The organism is Micromonospora jinlongensis (assembly GCF_013410645.1).
Lineage (GTDB): Bacteria > Actinomycetota > Actinomycetes > Mycobacteriales > Micromonosporaceae > Micromonospora > Micromonospora zamorensis.
Map to the genome: position 1 here is coordinate 6,046,749 of NZ_JACCHK010000001.1, position 13,104 is coordinate 6,059,852.

A 13,104-nucleotide genomic window follows, 5' to 3' on the forward strand; every position below is an offset into this window, starting at 1 on the left:
GGCCTCGCCGGAAAAGGAAATTCGCATGAGCCTGTCGGCCACGACGGCACCGCCGTCGCCAGCAGCACCGCCTTCTCCCGATCTCCCTTCCCGGCAGCGCCGGGGAAGGCTACTCAACCGCCTCGATGTCAAGTACTCGCCGTACCTCTACATCGCCCCATTCTTCCTGATCTTCGGTGCGTTCGGGCTGTACCCGATGGTGCGTACCGCCTGGATGTCTCTGCACGACTGGGACATGATCGGCGATCAGTCGTTCATCGGCTTCGACAACTACACCCGGCTGTTCTCCGACGAGTACTTCTGGAACGCGCTGGTCAACACGTTCGGCATCTTCGCCATGTCGACCATCCCGCAGCTGTTGCTCGCCCTCTTCCTGGCGAACCTGCTCAACCGGACCTTCCTGCGCGCCAAGACCTTCTTCCGGATGGCCATCTTCATGCCGAACGTGGTGTCGGTGGCCGCGGTCGCGATCGTCTTCGGGATGCTGTTCCAGCGAGAGTTCGGCCTGTTCAACTGGCTGCTCAGTTTCGTCGGTGTCGACCCGGTCGACTGGGACGGGCAGCGGTGGAGTTCGTGGTTCGCCATCTCATCGATGGTCAACTGGCGGTGGACCGGTTACAACACCCTGATCCTGCTCGCCGGCATGCAGGCGATCCCGAAGGACCTCTACGAGGCTGCGGAGATCGACGGCGCCGGCCCGTGGCGGCAGTTCTGGCAGATCACCCTGCCCATGCTCAAGCCCACCTTCACCTTCGTGGTCATCCTGTCCACGATCGGCGGCATGCAGCTCTTCACCGAGCCGCTGCTCTTCGCCAACGGCAACATTCTCGGCGGCAGCCAGCGGGAGTTCCAGACGCTGGCCATGTACATGTACGAGATGGGCATCGCGAACCTGAACACCGCCGGCTACGGAGCCGCGGTCGCCTGGGCCATCTTCATGATCATCGTCGTGGTGTCGCTGGTCAACTTCCTACTCGTCCGCCGCTCGGCGAAGTGAGGAGAGATCGATGATCTCGGCTTCCCAGCGCCTGTGGCGCACCAGCCCGCTGACCTACGTGGCGCTCATCCTGGCGGCACTGCTGTCGATCTACCCGTTCTACTACATGCTGGTGATCGGCAGTCGCAGCCTGGACAACATCAACGACGTGCCGCCGCCGCTCACCCCGGGCGGGGCGTTCGGTGACAACTTCGGGCGAGTGCTCGACAACGACGCCGCCAACTTCCTCACCGGCATGATGAACTCGATCATCGTCTCCTCGGTGGTCACCCTGTCGGTGGTGCTCACCGGTTCACTGGCCGGGTTCGCCTTCGCCAAGCTGAAGTTCCGGGGCAGCAACGCTCTCCTGCTGGCGATCATCGTCACCATGATGATCCCGACCCAGATGGGCCTCATCCCGCTCTGGTCCATGATGCAGGACCTGGGGTGGTACGACACCCTCTACGCGGTCACCGTGCCGTTCCTGGTCAGCGCCTTCGGCGTGTTCATGATGCGGCAGTACGCCAGCCAGGCCATCTCCGACGAGCTGATCGAGGCCGGCCGCGTCGACGGGGCGAGCACGTTCCGGATCTACTGGAGCATCGTGCTGCCCGCGCTACGTCCCGCCGCCGGCGTGCTCGGTCTGCTGACCTTCATGGAGACCTGGAACTCGTTCATCTGGCCGTACGCCATCCTCACCCCGGAGAACCCGACCCTCCAGGTCTCGCTCTCCTTCCTCTCGTACGCCTACTACACCGACTACTCCCAGGTGTTCGCCGCCACGGCGATCGGCACCATCCCCCTCGTGCTCGTCTTTCTCGTGTTCGGCCGCCAGATCATCGGCGGGATCATGGAAGGTGCCGTCAAGTCGTGAGCAACCCCGCCAGCCCACCCGCCGTCGACGTCCTCGACGAGCGCCCCGGGCTGACCTTTCCACCCGGATTCCTCTGGGGGGCCGCGACTGCGGCGTACCAGATCGAGGGGGCCGCGGCCGTGGACGGCCGCACCCCGTCGATCTGGGACACCTTCAGCCACACCGAGGGTCGGGTCGTCGCCGGGCACACCGGGGACGTCGCGTGCGACCACTACCACCGGCTCGGCGATGACGTCGCGCTGATGGCGGAGCTCGGCCTCAAGTCGTACCGTTTCTCGGTCTCCTGGCCCCGGGTGCAGCCCGGCGGAACGGGCGCGGCCAACCCGCAGGGCCTGGACTTCTACCGGCGGCTGGTCGACGAGCTGTTGGCCAACGGCATCGAGCCGTGGCTCACCCTGTACCACTGGGACCTGCCGCAGCCGCTGGAAGATGCCGGCGGCTGGCCGGCCCGGGACACCGCGGCCCGCTTCGCCGACTACACGACGCTGCTGGCCGACGCGCTCGGTGACCGGGTGCGTTACTGGACCACGCTGAACGAGCCGTGGTGCTCGGCGTTCCTCGGCTACGGCTCCGGTGTGCACGCCCCCGGCCGCACCAACGGGGCGGACGCGGTTCGCGCCGGGCACCACCTGATGCTCGGTCACGGCCTGTCCGTGCAGGCGTTGCGGGCTGCCCGGCCGACCGCCGAGGTGGGCGTGACGGTCAACCTCTACCCGGTCGACCCGGCCAGCGACACCCCTGCCGACCGCGACGCCGCCCGGCGGATCGACGGGCTGGCCAACCGGTTCTTCCTGGACCCGCTGCTGCGCGGGTCGTACCCGGAGGACCTCGTGGCCGACCTGCGCACGGTGACCGACTTCGGCCACGTGCGCGACGGCGACCTGGCGACCATCTCCACGCCGTTGGACCTGGTTGGCGTCAACTACTACAGCCGGCACGTGGTCGCCGCACCGACCGAGGGTGTCGCGACCGACAGTGCTCCCTCGTGCTGGCCGGGCAGCGAGGACGTACGGTTCGTCACCCGGGGCGTCCCGGTCACCGACATGGGCTGGGAGATCGACGCCCCGGGCCTGGCCGAGACGCTGCGGCGGGTGCACGACTACACCGACCTGCCGCTCTACGTCACCGAGAACGGTTCCGCGTTCGTCGACTCGGTGGTCGACGGGCAGGTCGACGACGTCGACCGGCTGGCCTACTTCGACGCCCACCTGCGCGCCGCGCACGAGGCAATCAACGACGGAGTTCCCCTGCGGGGATACTTTGCCTGGTCGTTGATGGATAATTTCGAATGGGCCTGGGGTTACACCAAGCGGTTCGGCATGATCCACGTCGACTACGACAGCCAGGTCCGCACCCCCAAGTCCAGCGCCAAGTGGTACGCCTCGGTGATCCGGCGCAACGGTCTGGCCGCACAATAGGCTCGGGCCAGCCATCAGGACGGTCCTGGCGTCCACCTCCCGCAGGTGGCGCCGGGTCCGTCCGCCGTCGGAGGAGCAGACGATGACAACGCAGCGCACCCGGTCGCTCGGGCGCCCGACCCTCGACGCGGTCGCGGCGCGTGCCGGCGTCGGGCGGGGCACGGTTTCCCGCGTGGTCAACGGCTCGCCCCAGGTCAGCCCGGAGGCCCGGGCCGCGGTCCAACAGGCCATCGCCGAGCTGGGGTACGTGCCGAACCGGGCCGCCCGTGCGCTCGTCACCCAGCGCACCGACTCCGTCGCGCTGGTGGTGTCCGAGTCCGGCGAGCGGGTCTTCACCGAGCCGTTCTTCGCCTCGATCGTGCGGGGCATCAGCTCCGCGCTGCTGGAGACACCGATGCAGCTCTGGCTGGCCATGGCGCAGTCGCCGGTCGAGCGGGAGCGGGTCGAGCACCACCTGACCAACCAGCACGTCGACGGCGTACTGCTGCTCTCGTTGCACGACTCCGACCCGCTGCCGACCCTGCTGGAGGAGCGCGGCCTGCCCGCCGTGCTCGGCGGTCGGCCCGCCCGGATGCTGCAACCCGGCGCTCAACCGGCCTGGTTCGTCGACGTGGACAACGTTGGCGGGGCTCGGCAGGCGGTGGAATACCTGACCGGGTTGGGGCGCCGACGCATCGGCACCATCGCCGGGCCACAGGACATGGGCGCCGGCCTGGCCCGCCTGGCCGGCTACACCGAGGCGGTCAAGGCCACCGGGGGCGGCGTCAACCCCGACCTGATCGCGTACGGCGACTTCAGCGAGGGCAGCGGCGCGGCCGCCATGCGCCGACTGCTGGACTCCTGCCCGGACCTGGACGCCGTCTTCGTGGCGTCCGACCTCATGGCGTTCGGCGCGCTGCGTACCCTGCGCGAGGCCGGCCGGCGCGTGCCCGAGGACGTCGCGGTGATCGGCTTCGACGACGCGACGATCGCCCAGCAGGCGGAACCGCCGCTGACCACGGTCTTCCAGCCGGTGGAGGAGATGGGCCGACAGATGGCCCGCCTACTGGTCGCCCGCATCCGCGGCGAGGACCTGCCGGCCCCGCACATCCTCCTGGACACCCAACTGGTCTACCGCGCCAGCGCCTGAACCCCACCTGGGCGGCGGGGCGGGTTACGGGGTCCAGCGGCGGAGTTCCCGCTTGGCGAGGGAGTTGCGGTGGACCTCGTCGGGGCCGTCGGCCAGGCGCAGGGTACGGGTCTGCGCCCACAGGGCAGCCAGTGGCGTGTCCTGGCTGACACCGGCGCCGCCGTACCCCTGGATGGCCTTGTCGATCACCCACTCCGCCATCGCCGGGGTGCCGATCTTGATGGCCTGGATCTCGGTGTGCGCGCCCTTGTTGCCGACGGTGTCCATCAGCCAGGCCGTCTTGAGCACCAGCAACCGGGCCTGCTCGATGCGCACCCGTGACTCGGCGATCCACTCCCGGACCACACCCTGCTCGGCCAGCGGTCGGCCGAACGCGACCCGCCCGAGCGCCCGCTTGCAGAGCAGCTCCAATGCTCGCTCAGCCATTCCGATCAATCGCATGCAGTGGTGGATCCGGCCCGGACCCAGCCGGGCCTGGGCGATGGCGAAGCCGGTGCCCTCGGCGCCGATCAGGTTCTCCACTGGCACCCGGACATCGGTGAAGTCGATCTCGGCGTGCCCACCGTGTGAGCCGTCGGTGTAGCCGAAGACGCTCATGCCCCGACGGACGTTCACCCCGGCGGTGTCCCGGGGGACCAGCACCATGCTCTGCTGGCGGTGCCGGTCGGCGTCCGGGTCGGTCTTGCCCATCACGATGAAGATCTCGCAGCGCGGGTCCATCGCGCCGGACGACCACCACTTGCGGCCGTTGATCACGTACTCGTCGCCGTCGCGGGTGATCCGGGTGGCGATGTTGGTGGCGTCGGAGGATGCCACGTCCGGCTCGGTCATGCAGAACGCGGAACGGATCTCGCCCTCCAGCAGCGGCATCAGCCAGCGCTTCTGCTGCGCTTCCGAGCCGAACTCGGCCAGCAGCTCCATGTTGCCGGTGTCCGGTGCCGCGCAGTTGACCGCCTCCGGTGCCAGGTGCGGGCTGCGCCCGGTCAACTCGGCCAGCGGCGCGTACTGGAGGTTGGTCAGGCCGGCGCCGTAGCGCGGGTCGGGGAGGAACAGGTTCCACAGGCCGCGTTTGCGGGCCTCCGCCTTCAGCTCGGCCAACACGGGGGTACGCGACCACGGGTCACCCGTGGCGACCTGCTCGGCGTGCACGGCCTCGGCCGGGTAGACGTGCTCGGTCAGGAACCGGGTCAGCTCGCCGCGCAGTTCCTCGGTCCGGCTGTCGTATGAGAAGTCCATCACCGCTCCCTGGCGGCGGTCAGCCCGTGCGCGACCAGCGGTGCCACCATCTCGCCGATCCGGTCGAAGCCCTCGCCGAGCGTCTGCCCGAGCGTGTGACGGTAGTGGATGCCCTCGCAGATGACCGCGAGCTTGAAACAGCCGAGTGCCACGTGCCAGTGCAGCGGCCCGACGTCCACGTCGCTGCGCCCGGCGTACCGGTCGATCAGCTGGGCGCCGGTGGGGAAGCCGGCGCGCGGCCCGAGCCCGTCGGCGACCGGGTTGCCGTCGGCCGTCTCGCTGCCGCCGAGCACGTCCCAGTACGTCAGGAGCAGCCCCAGGTCGGCGAGGGGATCGCCGAGGGTGGCCATCTCCCAGTCGAGGACGGCGTGCACGGCCACCGGGTCGGCCGACGCGAGAAGGTTGTCCAGTCGGTAGTCGCCGTGCACGATCCGGCCGGCGTTCGCGCCCTCCGGGGCGGTCGCCGCCAGCAGGTCGCGCAGCTCGTCGATGCCGGGCAGCTCACGGCTGCGCGAGCGGTCGAGCTGCCCGCCCCAGCGGCGGACCTGCCGGGCCAGGTAGCCCTCCGGGCGACCGAAATCGCTCAGCCCCACCGAGGACGGGTCGACGCTGTGCAGCGCGGCGAGCGTGTCCATCATCGCCATGGCGAGGGCGTGGCGTCGTTCGTCGCCCAGGGGGTCGGTCTGTGCGCGGGTGCGGAACACCTCACCGGGCATCCGCTCCATGAGGTAGAACGGCGCGCCGATCACCTCCGGGTCGGCGCAGAGCAGCAGCGCGCCGGGCACCGGCACCTCGGTCGGCGCCAGCGCCGAGATGACCCGGAACTCGCGGGCCATGTCGTGCGCGGTCGCCAGCACGTGCCCCAGCGGCGGGCGGCGCAGCACGACCTCACGGTCGCCGAGGCGCAGCAGGTAGGTGAGGTTGGACTTGCCGCCCGCGATCAGGCTGGCGCGCAGTGGCCCGACGACCAGCTCGGGTCGGTGCTGGGCCAGATAGTCGGCGAGTCGGTCCAAGGCGAGCCCGGTGGGGGAGCCTGGGACGGCCTCCGGCCGCAACGCATCGACGGCCGGATCACTCATTCGACTAGTTGATGGCAGCCCGTTCACGTTGTCAAGGTCAGATTCACCTGACGCGTCGTCGGGAGGGCTCCGGCCATTTGGACGTAGCGCCGCGGCCGGTTGAGCCGGCATGACGGACAACCGCCATCCTTCCGACAATTGCCTGGATATCGTCTTGGTGGCAGGCCGCGGCGGCGGTCTCCGGAGCGACGGGGGTCAATCGTGGCGAAGGCGAGCAAGGGTACGACGACGGTCGGCGAGCTGTTGCTCAGCCGGCTCTACGACCTCGGGGTGCGCCATGTCTTCGGGTTGCCGGGGGACTACAACATGGATTTCCTCGATCAGGTCGAGGCGTTCGACGGGATCGAGTGGGTCGGTAGTTGCAACGAGCTCAACGCCGGCTTCAGCGCCGACGGATATGCCCGCCTCGCCGGCGTGGCCGCGATCCTCACCACGTTCGGTCCCGGTGAGCTGCCGCGGACTACCACGCACAGCTCGCCTCCACACCGGTCCTGCCCCTGGGTGGGCTGCCCTGAGCGTCGGTGTTCGCTGCCTCACCTGCCGGAACCAGCCGGGCACCGGCCCGCAAATTTCCGCTCGGGACATGCCCTTGCAACAGGGACGAAATGGTCAACGACCAGGCTGGGTCCAGCCTGCCGGCCGCACTTCGCCGGCCCGCCGAGCGGAGGGACAGACATGTTGCTGCGAGTTCGGGTCACCCTGCCGGACCGTCCGGGCACCCTCGGCCAGGTCGCCCGCACGTTGGGCGTCTCCGGGGCGGACATCGTCCAGGTGGTGGTCCTCGAACGGCTCGGCGGGCGCGCGGTGGACGACTTCACTGTCGTCTGGCCGGGCGCGGCGCGGGTGGAGCGGCTGCTGGCTGGCCTCGCGGCGATACCGGGCGTGCGGGTGGACGGCGTGTGGCGGGCGATCGGCGCGCCCACCACCACCGGCCAGGACGCGGAGCTGTTGGCCCAGGTCGCGGCCAACCCGGCCGACGGGTTGGCCACCCTGGTCGACGCGGTGCCCGGGCTGCTGGCCGCCGACTGGGCCGTGGCCGCGGTGGTGCCGGTCGACTGGGCCTCGCGGACCGGGGGTGGCGGGGCGACAGTGGGACACGCGAGCTGGCGTGCTCCCGTACCCCTGCGGTTGCCGGAGGTCACCCCGCTGCGCGGTCGGTCGATGACCACACCCGACGGCACCCACCACGCGATCGCGCCGTTCGGCCGGGCGGGCCTGGTGCTGGTGGTGGCCCGCGACCGCAGCGAGACCCTCTCCGCCGCGGCGTTCCACAGCACCGAGGTGGATCGGCTCACCCAGCTCGTCCGGGCCTGTGCGGTGATCCTCGGCGACCGGCTCGACCTGGTCGGCGCACCGCCGGTCACCGTCAATCCCTGAGCCGCCACCCGTCGGGGCTCGGCGGCTCGCGGGGCCCGAGCCTGTTGATCTAGTCTCTCCGGAGTGGACTCTGCCTTCGACGGATATCGCTGGGAAACCGCCCGCGGTGGCTCCATCCCGGCCGGCGCGGTACCGCACGGGTACGAGGAGGACGGCGAACCCCTGTGGGTGTGCCGCGTCCGGATGCACGGCGGCGTGCACCCGGGCCAGGTCCGTCCGGCCTTCGGCGCGGCCCGGACCACCTGGGCCGGCGAGGTGGTCCGCGTCGACGAGTACGAGGTGCTGATGGACCGCGGCGTCTGGGGCATCGCGTTCGGTGGCGCGGTGCCGGCGGACGCGGTGCCGGCGGGCCGCGAGAGTGACGGCGAACCGCTCTACGTCGCCCGCGCGGCGGTCGCGCCGGGCGCCCTGCGCATCGGTAAGGTGCGGCGGGCCTTTCGCGCCGCCAACATCGGATACGGCGACGCCGAGGGTACCGCCTGGTCCTACGAGGTGCTGCTACGGCCGCCGGCCGCCGTGCCGGTGCGCGGGCGGCGGACCGGGGTCCAGATGGACCCCACCTACGCCGACTTCGGCTCCGAGCCACCCCGCGTCGGGAACGTCGCGATCACCGACGTCGACCGTTCCTCGGCCGCTGGCGACCACCTGGCCATCGGCGCCGGCGGGTCGGTCGAGTTGGAGTTCTACGTGCCTGACCCGACCGTCGTCGGCGAGGCCTGCGTCGCCATCCGGGCGCTCGCGTCGATGCTCTCCCGGGCGCCCGGGTACGCCCCGCTCACCGTGCGCCTCAACGGCAGGCCGCTGGCCGACCGGCTGCGGATCCCCAACGGCGGTGGGCTCCCGCAACGGCTGGCCTTCGCGGTGCCGGCCGAGGAGTTGACGGCCGGCCGGAACACGCTGCGCATCGAGAGCGGTGTCGACGCCCGCAGCATGCTGTGGCTGTACCGGGTGACGATCGACCCCATGCACGCACACGACCAGGCGGGGCTGGCCCTCGAACGGCAGGCGATCGCCGAGCCGGTGCTGCGGTACGCCACCGACGTCGGCGCCATCACCATCTTCATCGACCGCGGCGAGCAGGCCGTCCTCGATCAGGTGGCCTGGGCCGACGAGTCCGGCGCCGAGTACGCGATCACGTTCGAAAAGCAGCAGGCCGCCTTCTACGGCTGGCGGCGGCAGCCGGGTGGGGAGCCGACGGAGTTCCGCGGCCGGCTGACCCAGCGCGGCACCGTCGCCAAGGAGGCGTGGCGCTTCTCCACCCAGGAGGGCTGGGCCGGTGGGTGGCACCGCTCGGGTGACCTGCTCGTCTCGGTGACCGTGGCCGGCCGCCCGGTCACCAGGCTGGCCTGGCGCGACCTGCGCGGCAACAACGGCACTGTCGCCTTCGGCGGCGGTGGGTTCCTGGGCACCTACCAGCGGGTCGGGGAAGGCCCCATCGGCTACCGCAGCCGTCCCGCCTAGGGACGGCCCCCCCGGGCTGTTCTCGCCGCCCTCGTCCGCCGAGGCTCCTCCGAGCGGAACCCGTCACCGCCGGGCAATCGGACGGCAACAGCGGGGGGCGAGGGTGGTACCCGGGGAAGGGAGCCAACCATGACGTTGTGGCGGATCAGGGCCACCGTGGACGACCGGCCGGGTTACCTGTCGGTGCTCACGGCGAGCCTCGCGTTGCGCGGGGTCAACATCCTCACCGTGCAGGTGCAGCCCACCGAGCAGGGCGCGGTGGACGACTTCCTGGTCGACGCGCCGGACGCGCTCGACGAGGCCGGGCTGATCGCCGCCGTCGAGCGGGGTCGGGGTCGGGACTGCTGGGTGGCGCGCAGCGAGGCGCGCGGCCTGGCCGACCAGCCCACCCGGGTGCTCGGGCTGGCCAATCGACTGGTGCGTGACCCGGACGCGACGGGCGCGGCGCTGCGAACCCTGCTCGGTGCCGACTCGGTCAGCTGGCGGCCCGCGTCGACCGGCGTCGAACGGGGAATAACCGGCGCCACCATGCTGCTGGCCGACCCGGCGGGCGGTTCGTTCTCGCTGCGTCGGGTCGCGCCCGCCTTCACCCCGGCGGAGTACGCCCGGGCGCAGGCTCTGGTCGAGCTGGCCGCCACAGTGGTCCGCCGGGCCGCCGAGCAGATCACCCTGGTGCTGCCCGACGGTGCCGAGGTTGCCGTGCGGCCCGCCTGCGCGGATGACCTGTCCGGCGTCGTGGAGCTGCACGAGGCGTGCTCGCCGCGCAGCCGGCACCGGCGTTACCTGGGCGGGGCGGCGCTGCCGCAGCCGGCCCGGCTGCGTCGGCTGCTGGAGCCGAACCGAGGGCTGACCCTGGTCGCCACGGCCACCGGCGCCGACGGCGAGGCGGATTCGGTGGTCGCCCTGGCGAACCTGCTCGGCGAGGGTGACGAGGCCGAGGTGGCGCTGCTGGTGCGCGACGACTGGCAGCGGCGGGGGCTCGGTTCGTCGCTGCTGCGCCGGCTGGCCCAGCATGCCGACCGAGCCGGGTACGCGGCGCTGGTGCTGCACGTCCAGGCCGACAACGCCCCGATGCTGCGGACGCTGCGCCGGCTGAACCGGTCCAGCTCGGCGGAGCGCGACGGCACCCTGCTCACCCTCACCGTCCCGCTCGCCGCGGACCGGAAGGGCACCCTCTCGACGCCTGGTGCGTAGGGCGGGCCCTGTCACCGCGTGGGGGGTTCCCGGCGGCCGGACACGCAGAACCGGTTGCCCTCCGGGTCGGCGAGCACGACGTACGGGGGTTCGGTCGGGTGCGGGTCGGTGGGGTAGTGCCGCCAGTCCACCCGTTGGGCGCCGTGCGCGAGCAACCTGTCGAGTTCCTCGTCGAGGCTGCGCTCGCCGGCGTCCAAATCCAGGTGGAGGCGGGGAAAATCCTGCGCCGGGCTTTCGCTCAGGTCCATCGCGACCGCCATGCCCGGCGCGCCTGGCTGTGGCTCCAGCACGATCCACTCGTCGCCGTCGAATCGGGGTGCCCGGCGGCGGTAGTCGAGGGCCGCGGCCCAGAACCTCGCCGCCCGTTCGGCGTCGGACACACCCAGGGAGAGCTGCTCGATCGTCGCCATCTCGCGACGGTACGCCGCCGGCCCCCTGTCACACGCGCCGGGCGTCGACAGGGGGCCGGCGACGACCTCAGGTGGCGGGGTAGCTGTTGTAGTCGGGGAAGTTGCCGTAGAGACGGCTGTCGCCGCCCACGGTGACCGCCTGCACCAGCAGGTCGCCGCCGACGAAAGCGCCCTTCCAGGAGGCACCCCGGCCGCCGAACGGCTCGTCCCGGTCACCCCGTGAGCGCGGCTTGTTGATGCCCACCTTGAATGCCTGGAGGTCCACCGCGAGCTTGCCGGCCTCGTCGGTGTCGTCGCAGGCCAGGGAGGCGACCAGCGCCCCGTTGGAGGCGTTCATCGCGGCCAGCAGCTCGTCGGTGGTGTCCACCACGACGATCGTGTCGACCGGCCCGAACGGTTCGGCGTGCATCAGCCGCGACCGGCCGGGCGGGGCGAGCAGCACCGATGGCGCCACGTACGCCGAGGTGTCCTGCCCCGGCAGGAACGGCGCGCCGGTGAGCTTGCCCCGGTGTAGCGGCACCGCTCCACCGCGAACTGCCTCGTCGACCTTGCGGCGCAGCTCGTCGGCCTTGGCCGCGCTGATCAGCGGCCCGAAGTCCAGCTCGGGCAGCGGGTCACCGGCGGCCCAGTCGTCGCCGACGGCGAGCGGATGACCGAAGCGGACAGAGCGAACGACGGGCAGGTACATGTCGAGGAACTCGTCGACCAGGTCACGTTGCACCACGAACCGGGGGTACGCGGTGCAGCGCTGCTTGCCGTACTCGAAGCCCTTCTTCAGGTGGGCGGCGAGCAGGTCCCACTGGGAGAAGTTCCAGATGCCCCAGGCGTTGAGGCCCTCCTGCTCGATGAAGTGCCGCTTGTCGGTGTCGAGCAGCGCGGCAGCGACCTTGCCGCCGTTGGAGCGTCCGCCGACGAACGCGACGGCACCGATCTCGGGTGCGCGAACCAGCACCTCGGACAACTCCTCGCCACCGCCGCTGACGAGGGTCGCGGGCAGGCCGGCGCGGCGCATCAGCGCGTGTGCGACGGTCAGGCAGACGGCGCCCCCCTGGGACGGGGTCTTGGCGATGACCGCGTTGCCGGCCAGCAGCTGCACCAGCTCGGCGTGCACGAGGACGCTCATCGGGTAGTTCCACGACGCGATGTTGCTGACCGGGCCGGGCAACGGCTCGCGACCGCCGGCGAGCATCCGGTCGATCTCGTCCGCGTACCAGCGGACGCCGTCGAGCGCGCGGTCCACGTCGGCGCAGGCCAGCCGCCAGGGCTTGCCGATCTCCCAGACCAGCAGCATGGCGAGCAGGTCGCGGTGGGCGGTGAGCGAGTCCAGTGCGTCGGCGACGCGGGCCTTGCGGTCGGCGAGCGGGGTCCGGGCCCAGGCCCGGTGTTCGGCGGCGGCGTGCAGGACCGCGGCGCGGGCGGTGTCGGCGTCGAGCCGGCGCAGGTTGATGACGACGGTGTTGTCGACCGGGGTGCGGACCGGGGCGGGCTGACCGGTGGCCCGCCATCCGCCCTCGACCAGGTTGTGCAGGGTGGTGACGCCGTCCATCTCGGCGCCGAACGCTTCTGGCGTGGCGGCCACCGCGCGGGCCAGGACGTCGGACCAGGCGGTGCCGTCGGCGAGTCGTAGTGCCATCGCTTCTCCTCAGGGTCGACCGGGGAGCGGCGGCGTCGATGACACCGCTGATGAGCCGTACTGTCTCGCGGCGAGTAGTGGGTCGGCAACAGTACGTTCGTCTGACAGGGGTTGCGACGCTCGAAAGGCCTCGCTGTCGGCCCGGCGACGGCTGGCCTGAACAGCGACGATGCGACTCATTTCATCGAACTTCATCGATGATGTGAGATGGTTTTAGGGGTCTTCTGGCGCGGGCTCTGACGCAGGTCGCGGTGGCGACGGCGGGGCGGGTCCGGGTGCCTCTTCACAAAGCAGTGACGAGCGCATTACATTGTCGC

11 protein-coding genes and 1 pseudogene are annotated in these 13,104 nt (G+C 71.1%); 8 read left to right on the forward strand and 4 right to left on the reverse strand.

Translation table 11 applies throughout. The features are described 5' to 3' along the window. The first annotated feature begins 25 nt into the window (after positions 1-25). The 4 genes from HNR22_RS27285 (at position 26) to HNR22_RS27300 (ending at position 4,397) form a co-directional block, all read left to right on the forward strand. Positions 26-997 (forward strand): carbohydrate ABC transporter permease, encoded by a 972-nt coding sequence (locus HNR22_RS27285; protein WP_179782760.1) that lies wholly within the window; start codon positions 26-28, stop codon positions 995-997. A gap of 10 nt (positions 998-1,007) precedes the next feature. After that, complete coding sequence (locus HNR22_RS27290) at positions 1,008-1,850, forward strand: carbohydrate ABC transporter permease (RefSeq protein WP_088946871.1); 843 nt, start codon at positions 1,008-1,010, stop codon at positions 1,848-1,850. After that, complete coding sequence (locus tag HNR22_RS27295) at positions 1,847-3,268, forward strand: GH1 family beta-glucosidase (protein WP_179782761.1); 1,422 nt, start codon at positions 1,847-1,849, stop codon at positions 3,266-3,268. The genes HNR22_RS27290 and HNR22_RS27295 overlap by 4 nt, the downstream gene beginning before the upstream one ends. Before the next feature lie 82 nt (positions 3,269-3,350). Further along, on the forward strand, positions 3,351-4,397 hold the full coding sequence (locus tag HNR22_RS27300) for a LacI family DNA-binding transcriptional regulator (protein ID WP_179782762.1): 1,047 nt from the start codon (positions 3,351-3,353) through the stop codon (positions 4,395-4,397). Positions 4,398-4,421: 24 nt separating this feature from the next. Here HNR22_RS27300 and HNR22_RS27305 read toward each other — a convergent pair whose 3' ends face one another. Beyond that, positions 4,422-5,633: an acyl-CoA dehydrogenase family protein gene (locus tag HNR22_RS27305; RefSeq protein WP_179782763.1), complete on the reverse strand. Its 1,212-nt coding sequence runs from the start codon at positions 5,631-5,633 to the stop codon at positions 4,422-4,424. Beyond that, positions 5,633-6,712: a phosphotransferase family protein gene (locus HNR22_RS27310; RefSeq protein ID WP_179782764.1), complete on the reverse strand. Its 1,080-nt coding sequence runs from the start codon at positions 6,710-6,712 to the stop codon at positions 5,633-5,635. The genes HNR22_RS27305 and HNR22_RS27310 overlap by 1 nt, the downstream gene beginning before the upstream one ends. Positions 6,713-6,913: 201 nt before the next feature. Between HNR22_RS27310 and HNR22_RS27315 the strand changes: the two are divergent. The 4 genes and pseudogenes from HNR22_RS27315 to HNR22_RS27330 form a co-directional block, all read left to right on the forward strand. Continuing rightward, positions 6,914-7,216, forward strand: a pseudogene (locus tag HNR22_RS27315) (thiamine pyrophosphate-binding protein); the annotation flags it as partial. A 171-nt stretch (positions 7,217-7,387) separates the two neighbouring features. Then, positions 7,388-8,089: an ACT domain-containing protein gene (locus tag HNR22_RS27320; RefSeq protein WP_179783738.1), complete on the forward strand. Its 702-nt coding sequence runs from the start codon at positions 7,388-7,390 to the stop codon at positions 8,087-8,089. A gap of 63 nt (positions 8,090-8,152) precedes the next feature. After that, on the forward strand, positions 8,153-9,550 hold the full coding sequence (locus HNR22_RS31920) for a DM9 repeat-containing protein (protein WP_179782765.1): 1,398 nt from the start codon (positions 8,153-8,155) through the stop codon (positions 9,548-9,550). A gap of 129 nt (positions 9,551-9,679) precedes the next feature. Next, complete coding sequence (locus HNR22_RS27330; protein ID WP_179782766.1) at positions 9,680-10,744, forward strand: GNAT family N-acetyltransferase; 1,065 nt, start codon at positions 9,680-9,682, stop codon at positions 10,742-10,744. Positions 10,745-10,755: 11 nt separating this feature from the next. Here the strand turns inward: HNR22_RS27330 and HNR22_RS27335 are convergent, their stop codons facing one another. Beyond that, positions 10,756-11,154: a VOC family protein gene (locus tag HNR22_RS27335; protein ID WP_179782767.1), complete on the reverse strand. Its 399-nt coding sequence runs from the start codon at positions 11,152-11,154 to the stop codon at positions 10,756-10,758. A gap of 67 nt (positions 11,155-11,221) precedes the next feature. Continuing rightward, positions 11,222-12,787 carry an aldehyde dehydrogenase family protein gene (locus HNR22_RS27340; protein WP_179782768.1) on the reverse strand — a complete coding sequence of 522 codons (1,566 nt, stop codon included), beginning with the start codon at positions 12,785-12,787 and terminating at the stop codon, positions 11,222-11,224. Positions 12,788-13,104: the final 317 nt, after the last annotated feature.